Raw genomic sequence first — 18,518 nt, 5'->3', positions numbered from 1 at the left:
GACTTGGATAACTTTCTTCAATCTTTTTCTTTTTTTAACATCATAGTATATACAGCTAACCGTAGCAAACTTGATACAAATTTTAACATTTATAGTACAATAGGATATGAATTATTAAGAAAGTTGGTTCTTTATTGGAAACGATATTATTTTCAATCTCCGTTTTTTTAGCAGGCGTCTTGTCCTTTTTTTCCCCCTGTATTTTTCCTCTGTTACCAGTTTATGCTGGAATTTTATTGGATGATCAGGAAAGTGCAAAAAGCTTCTCTCTTTTTGGAAGAAAAGTCGCTTGGTCAGGTTTGATTCGAACACTTTGCTTTATTGCAGGTATCTCTCTCATTTTCTTTATCTTAGGATTTGGTGCTGGTTACCTTGGTAATATTCTCTATGCGAATTGGTTTCGCTATACCATGGGGACGATTATTATCATTTTAGGTTTACACCAGATGGAAATTTTTCATTTTAAGAAATTAGAGGTTCAAAAAAGCTTTACCTTTAAAAAATCAGATTCTAATCGTTATTGGTCAGCTTTTTTACTTGGTATTACCTTCAGCTTTGGTTGGACGCCTTGTATTGGTCCAGTTTTAAGTTCTGTTTTAGCACTTGCAGCTTCTGGAGGCAATGGTGCCTGGCAAGGAGCTATCTATACTCTTGTTTACACTATGGGGATGGCTATTCCTTTCTTGGTTTTGGCTCTAGCTTCCGGTGTAGTGATGCCTTATTTTAGTAAAATCAAACGTCATATGATGCTACTAAAGAAAATTGGTGGTTTCCTTATTATTTTAATGGGAATTTTGTTACTATTAGGACAAGTAAATGTTCTAGCTGGAATTTTTGAATAAAGGAGAACAAATGAAAAAAGTAATGTTTGCTGGCTTAAGCCTCTTGTCAGTAGTTGTATTGATGGCCTGTAGTGAGAAAGAGACTAAACAGACTCAAGAACCAGAACACTCTCCCAAACAACAGCAACAAACGACTGTACAACAAATTGCTGTTGGAAAAGAGGCTCCAGATTTTACCTTACAATCAATGGATGGCAAAGAAGTTAAGTTATCTGATTTTAAGGGGAAAAAAGTCTACTTGAAGTTTTGGGCTTCATGGTGCGGTCCATGTAAAAAAAGTATGCCTGAGTTGATGAAATTAGCTGAAAAAGAAGATCGTGATTTTGAAATTCTTACTGTTATTGCACCGGGCATTCAAGGTGAAAAAACGGTTGAGCAATTCCCACAATGGTTCCAAGATCAAGGTTATAAGGACATCCCAGTACTTTATGATACAAAAGCAACCACATTCCAAGCTTATCAAATTCGAAGCATTCCTACAGAATACCTAATTGACAGTCAAGGAAAGATTGGAAAGATTCAATTTGGTGTCATAAGTAATGAAGATGCAGAAGCAGCCTTTAAAGAAATGAACTAGAATCAAGATTCTAAAATAGTATTTATATAATCAATCCCCTAGATTTTAGATAGTGTTAATCTAAAATCTAGGGGATTTTTGATGTTGATAAATTGAGATTAAAAAGAAGGGAGTTCTGTATTATGCAGATTCCCTTTCTTTTTCTTTAGACATCATATTTATTTTTTAGATTTGATAAGTTTACTATATTATAGTTTGTCGTTGATAAATCGGATAAACTGATTCCACCAAACTTTCAAAAAGAAAGCTTTTTCAACTTTCTTTTCCGCTACCATTTCGAAACTAGGACGTTCTGTGGTAATGTAACCTTGACCAATCAAGTCCTTGTCTTCATAAGTCAAATGTCCAACCACTGTTCCGGCTTCAAGTGGTGCTGGGATTGCTTTAGAATCAGGTGTGAATTGAACAGATTGGGAAGATTGACTTCCAACACGTTCAATTAAAGAGATATCATCTTTGGCAACGGCAGTGACCGTATCTTCTTTTCCATCTTGTACAGGAGTTTTGCTATCTTGGTAAGCATCCCCTTTTTGAACGATTTTGCGAAGTGTGAATGTAGAAGAAATATAATCCATTAGTGAAGATGTAGCTGTAAAACGAGCGTAAGGATTATTGTCTTGATGGTCTGCATTCAAAACAACTGTGATAACCCTCATCCCTTTTTCGACAGTAGTACCCACAAAAGATTCACCGGCTTTGTCTGTTGTTCCTGTCTTGAGTCCGTCAAAACCACCGCGATGAGCAGGCATGCCTTCTAACATGTAGTTAGTCGAAGTGATTGTCATTCCAGCAAAAGTAGAAGATGGTTTTTTGGTGATTTCCAAGACTTGTGGATACTTTTTGATGAGATTGCGAGCAACGATAGCAACATCATAAGCACTGAGCTTGTTTTCATCATCTTTTTTAGAGCCTGGGTAAATGTTATCCCCTAGAGTCTCATTGTTAAGACCTGTCGTATTGACAACAGTGGCATCCTGAATTCCCCATTCCAGGAGTTTAGCGCGCATCATATCGACGAAATCTTTTTCTGAGCCAGCAATTTTCTCAGCTAGAGCAATGGCTGCACTGTTAGCACTAGATACTAGTGTTGCTTCTAGTAGTTGTTCGACGGTATAATTACGAGCTTCCATAGGAACATTACTTGCTTCGGAATTTGTCGTTAATCTGTAAGGATAATCAGAAATATCTACCGGAGTTGATAGTGTAATACTGCCGTTTTCCAAGGCTTCATAGACGAGATAAACAGTAATTAATTTTGTGATTGAAGCGATTTCGACTGGCTGAGTTGCATCTTTTTCATAAAGTATTTTCCCAGTATTTGCTTCAACAGCAATGGCATGTTTTGCAGCAATATTAAAATCTTGAGCAGCAACAGTAGAAGCTGATCCAATTACGGATAAGCTTAGTAGAGTTAAAATTATTTTTTTCATAGTAAGTTTATTCTAACATAAAGAAAAAAATATTCCCAGTTTCATGATAGAAGAAAGAAGCTTTTTTGAAAGTGTGGTAAAATAGATGAATGGAGGTACCCCATGTTTCGTAAGAATAAATTATTTTTTTGGACTAGTGAGATTTTATTATTAACCATCATCTTTTATTTATGGAGACAGATGGGTGGGATTATAACGCCTTTTGTAAGTGTTGCAAACACCATAATGATTCCCTTTCTTCTAGGTAGCTTTTTATATTATTTAACAAATCCCTTTGTTAATTTTTTACAAAAGTATTTCAAAATTAATCGTATTATTGGTATTCTACTAACTTTGTGTGCCTTGGTTTGGGGGCTAGTTATTGGGGTAGTCTATCTTCTACCGATTTTGGTCAATCAGTTGACCAGCTTGATTGCGACTAGCCAGACTATCTACAGCCGTTTACAAGATTTGATTTTGGATTTATCTACTTATCCAGCCTTTCAAAATTTGGATATCCAAGCGACTATTCAACAGTTAAATCTTTCTTATGTAGATATTTTACAAAATATACTAAATAGTGTGACGAATAGTGTCGGAAGTATCCTATCAGCTCTCTTTAGTACTGTTTTAATTATTATCATGACACCTGTATTTTTGGTTTATTTTTTGTTAGATGGTCACAAATTTTTACCGATGCTTGAACGTACTGTTTTAAAGAGAGATAAGCTACATATTGCAGGCCTATTAAAGAATTTGAATGCGACAATTGCTCGCTATATTAGTGGAGTCGCAATTGATGCGATTATTATTGGTTGTTTGGCCTTTATCGGATATAGCGTGATTGGTTTAAAATACGCTTTGGTCTTCGCCATCTTTTCAGGGTTAGCCAATCTCATTCCTTATGTGGGACCAAGTATTGGCTTGATTCCAATGATTATCGCTAATGTCTTTACTGATCCTCATAGAATGCTGATTGCAGTTGTTTACATGCTAATCATTCAACAAGTGGATGGAAATATCCTCTACCCTCGAATCGTTGGTGGGGTAATGAAGGTTCATCCAATTACGATTTTAGTATTACTTTTGTTATCAAGCAATATCTATGGTGTCATTGGTATGATTGTCGCTGTACCAACTTATTCTATCTTAAAAGAAATTTCTAAGTTCTTATCACGTTTGTATGAAAATCATAAAATAATGAAAGAACGAGAAAGAGAATTAGTTAAGTAAAAGTCAGGAATTCCTGATTTTTCTTTTTGTTTAGCTAAGTGATAGGAGCAGAAGTGTCGTTTAGATTAGTAGATTAAGAATAATTCACAAAAACTTTGTAAAACACTTGCAATTTAGCTGAAATTTGATAAAATAGTAAGGAAAGTTAGACTGTATTGCCTACTGTCTATCTATAAAATATATTTTATTGGAGGCTTTTACTCAAATGGCAAAAGAAAAATACGATCGTAGTAAACCACACGTTAACATTGGTACTATCGGACACGTTGACCACGGTAAAACTACCCTAACTGCAGCTATCACAACTGTTTTGGCACGTCGCTTGCCTTCATCAGTTAACCAACCTAAAGACTATGCGTCTATCGATGCTGCTCCAGAAGAACGCGAACGCGGTATCACAATCAACACTGCGCACGTTGAGTACGAAACTGAAAAACGTCACTACGCTCACATCGACGCTCCAGGACACGCGGACTACGTTAAAAACATGATCACTGGTGCTGCTCAAATGGACGGAGCTATCCTTGTAGTAGCTTCAACTGACGGACCAATGCCACAAACTCGTGAGCACATCCTTCTTTCACGTCAGGTTGGTGTTAAACACCTTATCGTCTTCATGAACAAAGTTGACTTGGTTGACGACGAAGAATTGCTTGAATTGGTTGAAATGGAAATCCGTGACCTATTGTCAGAATACGACTTCCCAGGTGATGATCTTCCAGTTATCCAAGGTTCAGCTCTTAAAGCCCTTGAAGGTGACTCTAAATACGAAGATATCGTTATGGAATTGATGAACACAGTTGATGAGTACATCCCAGAACCAGAACGTGACACTGACAAACCATTGCTTCTTCCAGTCGAAGACGTATTCTCAATCACTGGACGTGGTACAGTTGCTTCAGGACGTATCGACCGTGGTATCGTTAAAGTCAACGACGAAATCGAAATCGTTGGTATCAAAGAAGAAACTCAAAAAGCAGTTGTTACTGGTGTTGAAATGTTCCGTAAACAACTTGACGAAGGTCTTGCTGGAGATAACGTAGGTGTCCTTCTTCGTGGTGTTCAACGTGATGAAATTGAACGTGGACAAGTTATTGCTAAACCAGGTTCAATCAACCCACATACTAAATTCAAAGGTGAAGTCTACATCCTTACTAAAGAAGAAGGTGGACGTCACACTCCATTCTTCAACAACTACCGTCCACAATTCTACTTCCGTACTACTGACGTTACAGGTTCAATCGAACTTCCAGCAGGTACTGAAATGGTAATGCCTGGTGATAACGTGACAATCGACGTTGAGTTGATCCACCCAATCGCCGTAGAACAAGGTACTACATTCTCTATCCGTGAGGGTGGACGTACTGTTGGTTCAGGTATGGTTACAGAAATCGAAGCTTAATTCGATTTAGTTCCCAGAAGAACAATTATTTAAGTCAGACACTAAAAGAATCTTGCTTTGCAAGGTTCTTTTTTTGTACTCGAACTGTGTTAGGAGCTTTTCTGCTATAGCGATATAATAGATTTTTTGGTATAATAAAAGTTATGGAAATTGAAAAAACCAATCGTATGAATGCGCTCTTTGAATTTTATGCGGCGCTTTTGACAGACAAGCAAATGAACTACATAGAGCTCTACTACGCTGATGATTATAGTCTTGCTGAGATTGCCGAGGAGTTTGGTGTCAGTCGTCAGGCTGTTTATGATAATATCAAGCGGACAGAAAAGATTCTGGAAGATTATGAGATGAAATTGCACATGTACTCGGACTACATTGTCCGCAGTCAGATTTTTGACCAGATTTTGGAGCGCTATCCCAAGGATAACTTTCTGCAGGAGCAGATAGAAGTTTTAACAAGCATTGATAATAGAGAATAAGAGGAAGAAAAATGGCATTTGAAAGTTTAACAGAACGTTTGCAGAACGTCTTTAAAAATCTACGTAAAAAAGGAAAAATCTCTGAAGCTGATGTCCAAGAGGCAACCAAAGAAATTCGCTTGGCCTTGCTTGAGGCCGATGTTGCCTTGCCTGTTGTAAAGGACTTTATCAAGAAAGTTCGTGAGCGTGCAGTTGGGCATGAGGTCATTGATACCCTTAATCCTGCCCAACAGATTATTAAAATCGTTGATGAGGAATTGACAGCTGTTTTAGGTTCTGATACGGCTGAGATTATCAAGTCTCCTAAAATTCCGACGATTATCATGATGGTTGGTTTGCAGGGGGCTGGTAAAACAACCTTTGCAGGTAAATTGGCCAACAAACTCAAGAAGGAAGAAAATGCCCGTCCTTTGATGATTGCGGCGGATATTTACCGTCCTGCGGCTATTGACCAGCTTAAGACCTTGGGGCAACAGATTGATGTTCCTGTCTTCGCTCTTGGGACAGACGTTCCAGCTGTTGAGATTGTTCGTCAAGGTTTGGAACAAGCCCAAGCTAACCATAATGACTATGTCTTGATTGATACGGCAGGTCGTTTGCAGATTGATGAGCTTTTGATGAATGAGCTTCGTGACGTGAAAGTACTAGCTCAACCAAATGAAATTCTGCTCGTCGTTGATGCCATGATTGGTCAAGAAGCAGCCAATGTTGCGCGTGAGTTCAATGCTCAGTTGGAAGTGACTGGGGTTATCCTTACTAAGATTGATGGCGATACTCGTGGTGGTGCTGCTCTATCTGTTCGACACATTACTGGAAAACCAATCAAGTTCACTGGTACAGGTGAAAAGATTACGGACATTGAAACCTTCCACCCAGACCGCATGTCTAGCCGTATCCTTGGCATGGGGGATATGCTCACTTTGATTGAGAAAGCTTCTCAAGAATACGATGAGCAAAAAGCCCTTGAAATGGCGGAGAAGATGCGCGAAAACACCTTTGATTTCAATGATTTCATTGATCAGTTGGATCAGGTACAAAACATGGGGCCTATGGAAGACTTGCTCAAGATGATTCCAGGTATGGCCAACAACCCAGCACTTCAAAACATGAAGGTGGATGAACGCCAGATTGCTCGCAAACGTGCCATTGTGTCTTCCATGACACCTGAAGAACGTGAAAACCCAGATTTGCTAAATCCAAGCCGTCGCCGTCGTATCGCTGCTGGTTCTGGAAATACCTTTGTTGAAGTTAATAAATTCATCAAGGACTTTAACCAGGCTAAACAGCTCATGCAAGGTGTCATGTCTGGAGATATGAACAAAATGATGAAGCAAATGGGAATCAATCCAAACAACCTTCCTAAAAATATGCCAAATATGGGAGGAATGGATATGTCTGCCCTTGAAGGAATGATGGGACAAGGTGGTATGCCTGACTTGTCAGCTCTCGGAGGAGCAGGAATGCCAGATATGAGCCAGATGTTTGGTGGCGGACTCAAGGGTAAAATCGGTGAATTTGCCATGAAACAGTCCATGAAACGCATGGCTAACAAAATGAAGAAAGCGAAGAAGAAACGCAAGTAAAAGGGATAGAATAGTTGTTTTCTTCAGACTGAAGATAACCAGTCTATTTGTCGATTACAGTGGATTGAAGAAAAACTAACATCTAGAAAGGACCAAATTTAGTCCTTTCTTTTTTGTGTTGAGAGCATTGAAAATACTTTTCTCATAGTTATCAAAGTTTTTCAAACCAAATTTAAAGCTTTTGAGATACTTAATGATATTGTTACATTTTTTTAATTTGTATTAGACTACGCTAAATGAAGACCGTTAAAAGATTTTTTCTTTATTCTTGAGCATTGTTTTAAAGAAGGTTTGAAAAAAATCTTGAATCTGCTTTAGATTTTATTCAAAGAGTCCTAACGATTCTTTAAGAACTTTATTTTGTTATTTATACAATAAAATCCGAACATTATATTTCGATTTATAAAATAATTTGACAAAAACTGTACTTTAGTTTATAATGAATTAAGGAAACGTCGGAAAAGACGTAGAGATGCGCAAGCATAGGTAGGTCATTACAAAAGAAACGAGACATCGATATGTTAAATGAATTTCCAATTTTTGATTACGAAGATATTCAATTGATTCCAAATAAATGTGTGATTAAAAGCCGTGCAGAAGCGGATACAAGTGTCACTCTAGGAAATCACACCTTTAAACTACCTGTTGTGCCAGCTAATATGCAGACGATTTTGGATGAAAATGTAGCAGAGCAACTGGCTAAAGGGGGCTACTTCTACATTATGCACCGTTTTGATGAGGCAGGACGTATTCCTTTTATTAAGCGTATGCATGAGCAAGGGCTTATTGCTTCTATATCTGTCGGTGTTAAGGACTATGAGTATGATTTCGTTAGCCAGCTCAAGGCTGATGCTCCAGAATACATCACGATTGACATCGCTCATGGTCATGCTGATAGCGTGATTTCTATGATTCAACACATTAAAAAAGAATTGCCAGATACTTTTGTTATTGCTGGAAATGTGGGAACACCAGAAGCTGTGCGTGAATTGGAAAATGCTGGTGCGGATGCTACTAAGGTCGGAATTGGTCCTGGTAAGGTTTGTATCACCAAGGTTAAGACTGGTTTTGGTACAGGTGGTTGGCAGTTGGCTGCTCTCCGTTGGTGTGCCAAGGCTGCACGTAAACCAATCATTGCTGATGGAGGAATTCGTACTCATGGTGATATTGCCAAGTCTATCCGTTTCGGTGCCAGCATGGTCATGATTGGTTCTCTCTTTGCAGGACATATTGAAAGTCCAGGGAAAACGATTGAAGTAGATGGTGAACAGTTCAAAGAATACTATGGCTCAGCTTCCCAATACCAAAAAGGAGCTTATAAAAACGTGGAAGGAAAACGTATCTTACTTCCTGCTAAAGGTCATTTACAAGACACTTTAACTGAGATGGAACAAGACCTTCAAAGTGCTATTTCTTATGCAGGTGGACGTCAGGTTGCTGACCTTAAACACGTTGATTATGTTATCGTGAAAAACTCTATCTGGAATGGGGATGCTTCCCACTAAGACGGGCTATCCGTCTAGAGTAAGTGGTAAGAGTTTTTAGAAAATCAAATAATTCAATATTTTTAGGAGAACAGAGAAATCTGTTCTCTTTTTTGTTCGCTTAAAATTCTATTTGAAAGGAGTTCAACGATGGTAGGATTGGAGATTGTATTGAATTTAGACACGTTAGAAATCTTTGACGTTATCGATCATGATAAGAATGGAAACAGCGAACAAGCGCCTACACCCATCCAATTAAGCTTATTTGACTCAATGATGTGCATTTGACAGAAGGAGATATATTAGGATGGACAGAGAAGCGCTATACAATGAATTAATTCAAAGCGAACCACTAGGTTTCATTGATCCGTTTTCTGACCTTGGTGAATTCGATTCTCTTCAGCTGAAATTTAAACAACCCGTAAAGGACTTAGTGAATCGATATTCAGGACAACCATATAGCTTAGCCTGGCAACATAAAATTATGGAAATGCGGAAGTTGTTTATTGCTTATCAGATAGCATTAAATGAAGAAGATAAGCAAATAAACTTTCAGCGAAGAACAAGAAGCGAAGAGTCCAAAGAACATGCTGATGCTATTGTAATAACCTATTTGAAGTTGGGTTTTAGTTTTAAAGAGATTGAGAAGCGTGTTTCTTTATCTTACAAACAACTTCGTAGAGGCTGGAGAAGAAGTGATCACATCATGACAAATAGTCCTGAATTTTATAGCAAAGGGGACTTATCTGAAGGTTACTGTTTATCGAGTAAAAAGCTACCTGAAAGTATGAGAATCAACGAGGAGTAATTATCATGAAAGAAGCAGTATCAAAGAAAGGTATTTGTCAAAGATGTGGCTGCACCTGGGTGACTCCTTGTGTTGATGAAAAATGGGGTAGCTGTTGGTGGATGGACCATGATGAGACTATTTGTAGTCATTGTTTTTGGAAATTAGACGAAGAAAAAATCAGACATTATGAAGAAGATTAATTTACAAGAATGTTTTAGCTTAATCACAAAAGACGGATTAAGAATACAAAAATTTAAGAATAGTCATCTACAGCTCATCTCTTCAGCTGAAGAAGGAAGACGAGGGTCTGTATTTGCTTATCGTTCAAAAGCGAATATGGTGAAGGCACGTGGTGTTGTTTTAACTTCTGTCGAATCATTGCTGGAGAACCAGGATCAGTTTACTCACTGGACTCCTAACGTATATTGCTACGGAAGCTATAGTGATGCTAGTAGACGGATTACACGTGGCCACTCTGAGGATAATCTTAGACAGATTAACACATTCTACATTGACTTTGATATTACCACTGCAGCTGAAGAAATGACGACAGGAGATATTTTAACTGCGTCTCTGGAGCTAGGTTTTATGCCGACGTTGATTCTAAAATCTGATAAGGGATTTCAAGCCTATTTTGTACTATCAGAATCGGCCTATGTTACAGCACATTCCCAATTTCGAGTGGTAAAGGTGGCCAAAGCTATCTCTCAAAATTTGAGAAATTACTTTGCTCAAACTTTACCAGTAGATATGACTTGTAACCATTTTGGAATTGCTCGGATTCCTCGAACTGATAATGTCGAATTTTTTGAAGCTGACTATACCTATTCGTTCCAGGAGTGGTTAGATTGGTCGATGAAGCAATCAGGTCTTCCTTTCCCAAGTAAAAAGCCCAATTTGACGGTTATTTCAGGTTCTGAAGGGGTGAAACAGATTGATGAACCCTGGTATCAATTGCTGATGAGAGAGGGGAATATCAAAGGTGGAAAAGCCTTGATGGGAAGAAACAACGTTCTTTTCACGCTGGCTTTAGCCAACTTCTCTTCAGGAATCGATCAGGAAGAGTGTGAGGAGGTTCTTTCTAGTTTTAATGCAAATCTAGACGAACCACTCTCTTCAGCTGAATATCATAAGATTATTACAAGCGCCTACTCAGGAAAATATGAAGCTGCTAGTCGTGACTATGTAATGACTTTATGTAAAGCATGGGTCAATCAGGAACTAAAGGCTTCAGATCTCTTTGTGAAGCAACGTTGGTACAAGTTTAAGAAGAAACGTGCGAACAGAAAGAATAGTCATCTCTATGAATGGAAAACAGACGTAATGGCCTATTTAGAAGGTTTCTATCAATCCGAGGATCCATTTATCCAGACGACAAAAAAAGAGATACGAGAGAATTTGAACATCCCTGAGCGCTCATTGGATAAAGTATTGAAGGTTCTCAAAGCAGAACAAAAGATCTTCTTCACAGTCAAACACGGCCGTGGAGGAGGCATCAGATTAGCCTCTATCAAAGCAATCTTGCTTTCCCTTATCCAGGTGAAGAAAGAACGTCAGGAGGCTTATATGGCCAATATTGCTGCTTTCTTTGAAGAAAGCTTTGAGTTCACTCAGCGAGTGATAGAAAGGGTTAAAGATGGCTTTAAACAAACACAACAACTATCTTTATTTGAGCTTGATATTGGATAATTTTAAAAACCCGTAAACTGCCTTTACATTATATCTATGATTATTACAAAGATATAGATGTATATAAAATAACCTATGGAGGAATGATATGATTTTGATTTTAGTTGGATTATTTAGCCTTATATTTGTAGGAGGATTTCTCTTAGTTCTCTCACTTATAGGGATTCGTCAACAAGTTCGTTTTGAAAACGGATATGATGCTGAGTTAGAGACAGATCAGTTGGCAATGATTGGCCAAAATAGAAAGTGAGAAGAAGAATGAAGTACGTAATTTTCAGTTTTGAATTAGGTGACTATATTTGTAATGGGGAGAATAAAGTTTTAGTTTTTGATACTTTGGGACTAGCATTTCAGTATCTTCAAAAACATTATCGAAAACCACTTCCTGAACAAAGAAAAAAGAGATTGATTCACTATCCAGATGTGTATCAAGCTCCGTTTAGACTTCTAAAAGTTTGTTAGGAAGGAGACAGGTCGATGTCAGAGTTATTCAAAATTATCCGTGGATACTACCTAACAGGAGTTGGACAAGAACCATTGGCTTATTATTTTAAACTTTCATCGGATAACTTAAAATTTGAGTCGGTTTCTGCAGGGGACGTAGCTTTAACTTTTTATCAAAACGAGGAGAGTATTTCTAGTATTCCAGCGATTGTTAGAATAGATAGTGTTATCTCGAATGATAAAATGATTTCAGATTACCTGCAGGAGGAGTTGAGAGATCATTATCCAATGTTACCAATTGTCCGTGTATTGGATTCCGAGGAATTTGATCCTTTGCTTTTTCAAGAAGTGATGACAACGTTCACTAACTTGAAATCAGAAATAAAAGAATTGGCCAAGATTGATTATGTTCAAGGTTCCATATTTGATTTTATGGATGAGGAGGAAATAGGATGAGAGAGATTTTTAGAAACGTTAAGTTAGTTCTAGGGGCTATTCTTGTCATTTTAGTTGTGAGTCTCGCAGTTCTAGGAGGGTATAGGGTGTATAAAGATCATTTTATCTTAGATTACGATCCTCACCTTACTCAGAAGGAATACCAGAATACTGTACTTGATCAAAATGTAAACCTAGTATTTTATAAAAAAGATTGTCCTTACTGTCAGGTTGGAAAAAGTGTAGTTGTAGATGCAGCCAATAAAGGTTCCTATCCAACATTTTACATTGATACTCAGACAGAAGAAGGTCAAAAGTTGGTAGAAAAATACCAGGTTGAAAAAGCTGCAACTATCATCAAGATTCGTAAGGGAAAAATAAAGAAATATCTATATGCTTCGAGGGATTCAGAGGAAAAGATTGTAGCAGATGAGAAAGCAATCCAGGAGGCCATAAATGACTGAAAGAATAAAACTGAGTAAGTGGGCCGAGACAGCTTTTCAAACAGATTGGGAACTATGGCGTGCTAAAACAAATGAAGGAATGGTTGTTTTAGGAAAATTATCAGATGGAACGTTTACCCTACATCGTTTTAATGATGAGGGAGGACAACTAACGCATATTTCGCATGATGAAGCTCTTTGGCTAACATTGGATTTGGCACCTGAAAAGTTAGGCTGTATTTAAGGAGGTAGTATGTATCAAATTTTAAATGCTATTGCGCATGGCGTGGTTGGAACTGTCTTGATAGCGATCTGGTTTGTACCACTCTTCAGGATAACTATATGTGATAACTTTGGAAATGAAATCAAAACGAAAAGGCTGCCATTGGCGTTCTTAATGCTACTAAAAAGTGTTTGGCCGAAAAGTAAGGTTTCATTTATTTGGAAAGGATATAAGAAGCATGAGAAGAACTAAATCATCTAGTTTGAAGCAGAAAAGAGCTAACAAACATTTGAGAGGTATAAAAAATTATACATTATCGAGGAAACAAAAAAGTTTTGATTATGTATCAACTTTTTATATGTTGTTTGTAACAAATGCGAAGTATCGAGTTTTTGCAATTTTAAGAGACATATCTTTTTATATTTTGCTAGCTTTAGTGCCAATCAATCTCTTTTTAGGCTTTATTGCATATGTAACAGTAAATTTAGTTCATATGAATTCAAATTTTTTTCAATTAGTTGGATTGAAAGACGTTTCTTTTATGACAGTCTTTGAATCGGTTTATTTGGGAAATGTCGAGTTTATGAGAGATATATTTGTAACTATTTGTGTAGCTATTATAGTTTTTCCCTTATCTTTGTATGGAATGTGGGCTACTGAAAAAAAGACAGATATAAACTCTTTAACAAATCAGTATTATGAAAAAATCAGGAAGGAGAAATAAAATGTTTACTTTAATTGAAATATTTAAGCGCTGGATTGAAAAGATAAAATCTAGCCCAATTTTGAAACCATTTATTAAGATTAAAGTTTGGTTTCAAGAGAATATTATTAAGAGAAAACTAGTTATTTTCTCAATGTTGTTTGTGACCTGGTTGACCCTTTTGATGGGAGCAATTTTCTCACCACAAAGACAAACATATACTTCAGAACAACTCAAAACAAAGCAAGTTTTTGCGAATGGGAGTGGTGAGATGAAACTGGTCAGCCAGGAATATTCACCAGATACTGGAATTATTGTTTTACAATTTGAGACGAAAGATGCTACGACTTCGATAGATCGGGGCATCGATGCCAAACGATTGAAATGGAAACTCTATGCGCAACATAAAGACTCAAAAATAGAAATGGATGTTGTCCCAATCATTGATAATAAAGTATCAGTTATTATTAAAGGAGTTCCGAAAAATTTTGGTGCATTTGCGATCGATGTGACAAATCAGACAGTCGCTTCTAGCTCAATTGATGTGAATATCTTATCGCCATCCAGTGACTCTAAAAAGGTTTCTCAAAAGAAATCTGAAGAGGATGACACTGTACAATTCTTTGTAACTCCTCAAAATACTCAGCTTGAAATTAAAGCTATTGAGGTTGTTTCCAGAGAAGAATTTACTCTTCAGGAAATCGAAAAAGAGATCAATTTCCAGAATGAACAGTCTCAAAAATTGACAACCTCAATTGCTCAATTAAAGGAATCAATTGAAGATGATAATTCACGAAAAGCGAGTCTTCAAACGGAAGCAAAATATCTAACAGGTGATGATCTCGAAGCCAATCAAAAGAATATTGCTACGCTGGATACAAACATTGAAACGAAGAATAGAACCATCGAAACAGCCTATAAAAACATTGAAAAATTGAAGGCTAAATTGGAGTCCTTGGACAAGAAAAAACAGGCAGTCAAAGATGGAACATTTGAATTTTCAAATCCTATTGAAACTGTAGAAATGAATTAAAAAAGTGAAACAAAGAGCGCATTTTCGATGATAAGCGAGTTTGTGTTTACCAACAAATAGCAGTCAAAAAATCTCCTTAATTTTTGAATTAAGGGGATTTATTTTTTATGATTGTCCCTTTAAAAAATTTTTTTCAGTTATCTCTTATACTAGAATCAATTAAAAAAAGAAAGGCAGAAAAATGAAAGAACAGCTTAAATTAGCACCGAAGGAAAATCAACCAGTTAGAAAGCATCGTACTGTATTTACAAGTACAAAAGGTTTGTTTAGAAAACAAAAATGGGTTGTGCTGGATATTGATGAATATGGAATGACCTATCATAGTAAACCAGGATATAAAGGAGAAATGTTTTCTTCAATGTATCTCGTTCTACAGGAAATTAAAATTGATGAACGTTCTTTCACACTAACCATCAAGAAAAATGATCATGAAGTTTATGTGATTGATTTGAAAAAATTAGATGGCGATTTGTGGAGCAACTTCCAAATTGTAAAAGAAAAAATTACCAGCTTTGCAGGAAATAAATTAAGGAATTAAGAAATACGAAATTAGAAAAAGGGGAAGTAATCATGGCTAAAAATGATTTAACAAAAATTGACAATCAACTAGAAGAGGCAAAGAAAAAAGTTGCCCTTTTGGAAAAGGAACGCAAAGAAGCAGAAGAGAATCTTCAAAAACAAATTGGTAAAATTTATGTTCAAATTCAATTGAAGAAAAACAAGAATCAGTCGTATGAATCGATTTTTGAAGAGTTAAAAATGGAATTTAATCTCATCAAAGAAGAGGAAAAAGAACAACGTTTAGCAGCTAAGAAAAATCGTGAAGAAGGGCTCTTTCCAGTTGAAAATCAGTCTTAATTTTTGAGTTTTGAACTTCTAAACAAAGTCAAAAATGGTGTATGTAAAAGTATGTAAAGAATAAAAACAGTGTAAGTATAACACCTATAAAGTGTGTAAAGGTAAGTATAGCATGTGTGTGTAAGTAGGTGAAACCGAGAAAATTGATATCATTGGAAACGTTGATACTATCAACTCCACACGTTACGTGGGGACAGTTTCCCTTATGCTCTTTTCTACCACAACACACCTAAAAAGGACCTTAGTCCCTCTGTGTGTGTTAGTGTGTTGAAAAACCGCAAAAATAGAACCGAATCGGTTCGTGATGTTGCGAGGTTGAAGTTTTCTTTTTTGCTTCTTTTTGCTTTTGCTTCGACAAAAGAAAAAAGAAGTCCTACTCTTGGGGACAATAAATATTAAATTGGAGGATACAAATGGACATTCTCATTAGAGGATTAACACAGGAAGAGGTTAGCTATCTAAAAGCTCTTGCTAAGAAAAATAACGCCAAGTCATTTAATGATTTTTTGCTCTCAATCTGTCGTGAAAAAATTGAGTACGGAAAATTTAATCGTGCTCAAGATTTGTATGTTGCTCATTTAGAAAATATGAAATTAGCTTCTGACCATGTTCTGGAACAAATGAAAAAACAGACAAGGATACTCTCAGAATTTGAAGAAAAAATGGATCGCTATGGCGATCATATTTCACGTTGGTTAGAGTATGAAGGAGAGGTGGAAAGTGATGACTAAAGAAATCAAAATCAGAAATATACCTGATGATATATTTGAACAACTTCGAGATATTTCAAAAAAATATAACTATCCTAGCTTTAACGAGTTTATGTTATCGCAAGTTCAAAATATCGTAATGAATGACGGATTGAATTTGTACAATAATCAATTTGCGGAAACATTGTCCGATATCAAAAACCAACAAAGTCAGATTTTAGAATTGATGTTGAAGAATGACATTTCTCTTTCAGCTTTAAATGTTAAACAAGATATTGTAAATGAACTAACGACAAATTGGTTACATTTTATGGATGATGTATCTGCACTTGAAACTGAGCGACGGTCAGGTGGTGTTTGAAAATGAAGAAGAATAAATCTCTGTTCATTATTCTCATTTTTCTTGCGATCTTTATCGTACAACCTAACAATTTTAATGCTATCAAATCTGGCTTGACACAAAATGATATCCCGACTCAATTGAACATAGCCGATTCAGCTGAAGAAAAAAATTCCGACTCTAATTTGAATCCTACTCTGAAAAATGATGATTTGAAATCGAAGGAGTATGATGGGAAAAATCAAGTGATTGTCGTCAATGAAAAATCACAATTTACAAAAAACGAATTGAGTTTAGAAAATGGCAGCTGGGAAAAATATTCTGATCTAGATTTTTTAAATCGTGTAGGAATTGCTGAAGCGATGTTGGGAAAAGATTTGATGCCAACTGAAGATAGAGAATCTATTTCGTCTATCACACCAACAGGATGGAAAAATAAAAAAATAATTTTCAACGGGAAAGAAGATTATTTATATAATCGTTCTCACTTAATCGGTTTTCAATTAAGTGGAGAAAATGCGAATGCTAAAAATTTATTTACAGGTACACGTGCTTTAAATGCAAATTTTGAAGATGAACAATCATCAATGGTTTACTATGAAAATAAAATTTCTAACTACATAAAAAATACGAACCACCATGTTCGCTATCGAGTAACTCCTATATTTAGAAATGTGGAATTAGTTGCTAGAGGAGTTCGTATGGAAGCACAGAGTATTGAAGATGATGAGATTTCATTTGATGTATATATCTTTAATATTCAACCAGGATATAAAATCAATTACTTGACAGGATCATCTCAGAAAAATTGAGGAGGGAAAAATGAATCCAAGACTTAGCTTATACTTTAGCGAAGAAACACATGAAAAATTTAAGGAAGTAAAATCTTACTTGAAAGAATCGTCTGCTTTGCAGAAACAGTATCGAAATAATTCAGCAACGCTTGTCACTTTGATTGAAGTTTTTTATAAACTCTTTATTGAATTAGGAGAAGGAAAAAATTTTTATGAGCGACTGACTCAGCTGGAAAAAAATTTGGGAGGTAGCTTTGATTCTGGAAATGACAACAAGGCAATTCATCGTCAACTTGATCAAATTCTCTATTTAACACTAACCAATTTTCATGCTATTACGAAAGATGATTTTGATGTTCAAGATTTGGAATCTATTCATTCACGACTGGATCCTACACAGCATGAATTAATGGCAAGAATCAACGATGTCATTCAAGAAGATGTTGCACGTGGTCAAACAATCAAACATTCTCATTGAGGTACAGTAAATGGTAGATGTTGTTGAGATCTATTTAGAAACAGGAGATTTTCATGAAGCGGTGAGACAGTCAGGGTTGCCTACTCATATAGCTCATTTGAAATTGATTAAGAGTGGCTGTCTGAAAATTCAAGATAAAATTCAGTATGGTTCTAGGACGGCTAAGCTTGGGGGAATGGCCGAGGAGCTTTTTCAAAAGTATGTTCCAGATGCAACGGATGCGAATAAGTACTTCAAGAAAAATAATCCAGTATATGATTTTTGGCTAGATGGTCTAACGATTGATGTAAAATACAGCTCATTGTATAAAAGGAAAAACGGGAACTCCCATCACTGGCAATTGAGAACAAAAGGAAATCAAGATTTTATTGTCGCCTTTTTAGAACGAGAAAGTGGTTCAGAGTTAGAAAAACCAAATATCTTATTGATTCCCATGCAATTTATTGAAGAGCAAAAAGAATTACATATTTCTCAATCAGGACGGTGGATCAATGATTTTCAAGTTGAACCTGAAGAATTACAACCGTTATTAAAAGACTATGCTCTTTTAAGAAAAAATGGACTATTTTAAT

The 18,518-nt window shown here is 36.3% G+C and carries 26 protein-coding genes; 25 read left to right on the top strand and 1 reads right to left on the bottom strand.

Going from position 1 to position 18,518, the window contains the following annotated elements:
- Positions 1–134: 134 nt before the first annotated feature.
- Together ccdA2 and sdbB are read left to right on the top strand one after the other, a co-directional pair.
- Positions 135–842, top strand: coding sequence for a thiol-disulfide oxidoreductase-associated membrane protein CcdA2 (gene ccdA2 / locus EII37_RS05980; RefSeq protein WP_124787932.1), 708 nt, complete (start codon positions 135–137; stop codon positions 840–842).
- Between the two features lie 10 nt (positions 843–852).
- Positions 853–1,419: a thiol-disulfide oxidoreductase-associated lipoprotein SdbB gene (gene sdbB, locus EII37_RS05975; protein ID WP_124787931.1), complete on the top strand. Its 567-nt coding sequence runs from the start codon at positions 853–855 to the stop codon at positions 1,417–1,419.
- Between the two features lie 188 nt (positions 1,420–1,607).
- Here the strand turns inward: sdbB and pbp3 are convergent, their stop codons facing one another.
- On the bottom strand, positions 1,608–2,849 hold the full coding sequence (gene pbp3 / locus EII37_RS05970; RefSeq protein ID WP_124787930.1) for a D-alanyl-D-alanine carboxypeptidase PBP3: 1,242 nt from the start codon (positions 2,847–2,849) through the stop codon (positions 1,608–1,610).
- 102 nt (positions 2,850–2,951) lie between these two features.
- Here pbp3 and EII37_RS05965 point away from each other — a divergent pair, with 102 nt between their 5' ends.
- The 23 genes from EII37_RS05965 to EII37_RS05865 all read left to right on the top strand — a co-directional run bounded on the left by EII37_RS05965 (position 2,952) and on the right by EII37_RS05865 (position 18,517).
- A complete protein-coding gene (locus tag EII37_RS05965; RefSeq protein ID WP_124787929.1) occupies positions 2,952–4,061 on the top strand; it encodes an AI-2E family transporter in 1,110 nt (369 codons plus the stop codon).
- Between the two features lie 205 nt (positions 4,062–4,266).
- Positions 4,267–5,463 (top strand): elongation factor Tu, encoded by a 1,197-nt coding sequence (tuf, locus tag EII37_RS05960; protein WP_001040724.1) that lies wholly within the window; start codon positions 4,267–4,269, stop codon positions 5,461–5,463.
- Positions 5,464–5,606: 143 nt separating this feature from the next.
- The gene (locus EII37_RS05955) at positions 5,607–5,939 is read left to right on the top strand and encodes a putative DNA-binding protein (RefSeq protein WP_049486921.1); all 333 of its coding nucleotides are present in this window, start codon (positions 5,607–5,609) and stop codon (positions 5,937–5,939) included.
- Positions 5,940–5,950: 11 nt separating this feature from the next.
- A complete protein-coding gene (gene ffh, locus EII37_RS05950) occupies positions 5,951–7,522 on the top strand; it encodes a signal recognition particle protein (RefSeq protein ID WP_124787928.1) in 1,572 nt (523 codons plus the stop codon).
- Positions 7,523–8,040: 518 nt separating this feature from the next.
- The gene (locus tag EII37_RS05945) at positions 8,041–9,027 is read left to right on the top strand and encodes a GMP reductase (protein ID WP_000931175.1); all 987 of its coding nucleotides are present in this window, start codon (positions 8,041–8,043) and stop codon (positions 9,025–9,027) included.
- Positions 9,028–9,313: 286 nt separating this feature from the next.
- Entirely contained in the window at positions 9,314–9,814 is a 501-nt protein-coding gene (locus EII37_RS05940) for a modification methylase Sau96I (protein ID WP_124787927.1), read from the top strand.
- Positions 9,815–9,819: 5 nt separating this feature from the next.
- Positions 9,820–9,996 carry a hypothetical protein gene (locus tag EII37_RS11105; protein ID WP_185695962.1) on the top strand — a complete coding sequence of 59 codons (177 nt, stop codon included), beginning with the start codon at positions 9,820–9,822 and terminating at the stop codon, positions 9,994–9,996.
- Complete coding sequence (locus EII37_RS05935) at positions 9,983–11,485, top strand: primase C-terminal domain-containing protein (protein ID WP_124787926.1); 1,503 nt, start codon at positions 9,983–9,985, stop codon at positions 11,483–11,485. Before EII37_RS11105 ends, EII37_RS05935 begins: the two co-directional genes overlap by 14 nt.
- An 88-nt stretch (positions 11,486–11,573) precedes the next feature.
- Positions 11,574–11,735, top strand: coding sequence for a hypothetical protein (locus EII37_RS11100; protein ID WP_180833423.1), 162 nt, complete (start codon positions 11,574–11,576; stop codon positions 11,733–11,735).
- Positions 11,736–11,743: 8 nt separating this feature from the next.
- A complete protein-coding gene (locus EII37_RS11380) occupies positions 11,744–11,947 on the top strand; it encodes a hypothetical protein (protein WP_000878299.1) in 204 nt (67 codons plus the stop codon).
- Between the two features lie 15 nt (positions 11,948–11,962).
- The gene (locus tag EII37_RS05925) at positions 11,963–12,385 is read left to right on the top strand and encodes a hypothetical protein (protein WP_042902915.1); all 423 of its coding nucleotides are present in this window, start codon (positions 11,963–11,965) and stop codon (positions 12,383–12,385) included.
- Positions 12,382–12,828, top strand: a complete 447-nt coding sequence (locus tag EII37_RS05920; RefSeq protein ID WP_124787925.1) for a thioredoxin domain-containing protein — start codon at positions 12,382–12,384, stop codon at positions 12,826–12,828. Before EII37_RS05925 ends, EII37_RS05920 begins: the two co-directional genes overlap by 4 nt.
- On the top strand, positions 12,821–13,051 hold the full coding sequence (locus EII37_RS05915; RefSeq protein ID WP_124787924.1) for a hypothetical protein: 231 nt from the start codon (positions 12,821–12,823) through the stop codon (positions 13,049–13,051). Before EII37_RS05920 ends, EII37_RS05915 begins: the two co-directional genes overlap by 8 nt.
- A 9-nt stretch (positions 13,052–13,060) precedes the next feature.
- Positions 13,061–13,282 (top strand): hypothetical protein, encoded by a 222-nt coding sequence (locus tag EII37_RS05910; RefSeq protein WP_000284343.1) that lies wholly within the window; start codon positions 13,061–13,063, stop codon positions 13,280–13,282.
- Positions 13,269–13,754, top strand: coding sequence for a hypothetical protein (locus EII37_RS05905; protein ID WP_061420420.1), 486 nt, complete (start codon positions 13,269–13,271; stop codon positions 13,752–13,754). Before EII37_RS05910 ends, EII37_RS05905 begins: the two co-directional genes overlap by 14 nt.
- A gap of 1 nt (position 13,755) precedes the next feature.
- Positions 13,756–14,766, top strand: coding sequence for a hypothetical protein (locus tag EII37_RS05900; protein ID WP_124787951.1), 1,011 nt, complete (start codon positions 13,756–13,758; stop codon positions 14,764–14,766).
- 181 nt (positions 14,767–14,947) lie between these two features.
- Positions 14,948–15,304 carry a hypothetical protein gene (locus EII37_RS05895; RefSeq protein ID WP_124787923.1) on the top strand — a complete coding sequence of 119 codons (357 nt, stop codon included), beginning with the start codon at positions 14,948–14,950 and terminating at the stop codon, positions 15,302–15,304.
- A gap of 32 nt (positions 15,305–15,336) precedes the next feature.
- Entirely contained in the window at positions 15,337–15,624 is a 288-nt protein-coding gene (locus tag EII37_RS05890; protein WP_124787922.1) for a hypothetical protein, read from the top strand.
- A 413-nt stretch (positions 15,625–16,037) separates the two neighbouring features.
- Complete coding sequence (locus tag EII37_RS05885) at positions 16,038–16,355, top strand: hypothetical protein (protein WP_049550499.1); 318 nt, start codon at positions 16,038–16,040, stop codon at positions 16,353–16,355.
- Entirely contained in the window at positions 16,348–16,695 is a 348-nt protein-coding gene (locus EII37_RS05880) for a hypothetical protein (RefSeq protein ID WP_124787921.1), read from the top strand. Before EII37_RS05885 ends, EII37_RS05880 begins: the two co-directional genes overlap by 8 nt.
- Before the next feature lie 2 nt (positions 16,696–16,697).
- Positions 16,698–17,486: a DNA/RNA non-specific endonuclease gene (locus EII37_RS05875; RefSeq protein WP_049550497.1), complete on the top strand. Its 789-nt coding sequence runs from the start codon at positions 16,698–16,700 to the stop codon at positions 17,484–17,486.
- A 10-nt stretch (positions 17,487–17,496) separates the two neighbouring features.
- Entirely contained in the window at positions 17,497–17,946 is a 450-nt protein-coding gene (locus EII37_RS05870; protein WP_070459283.1) for a hypothetical protein, read from the top strand.
- Positions 17,947–17,956: 10 nt separating this feature from the next.
- Complete coding sequence (locus tag EII37_RS05865) at positions 17,957–18,517, top strand: hypothetical protein (protein WP_084910554.1); 561 nt, start codon at positions 17,957–17,959, stop codon at positions 18,515–18,517.
- Position 18,518: the final 1 nt, after the last annotated feature.

The sequence above is a fragment of the Streptococcus sp. OH4692_COT-348 genome (assembly GCF_003859975.1).
Lineage (GTDB): Bacteria > Bacillota > Bacilli > Lactobacillales > Streptococcaceae > Streptococcus.
This window is presented reverse-complemented; position numbering and strand designations above follow the sequence as displayed.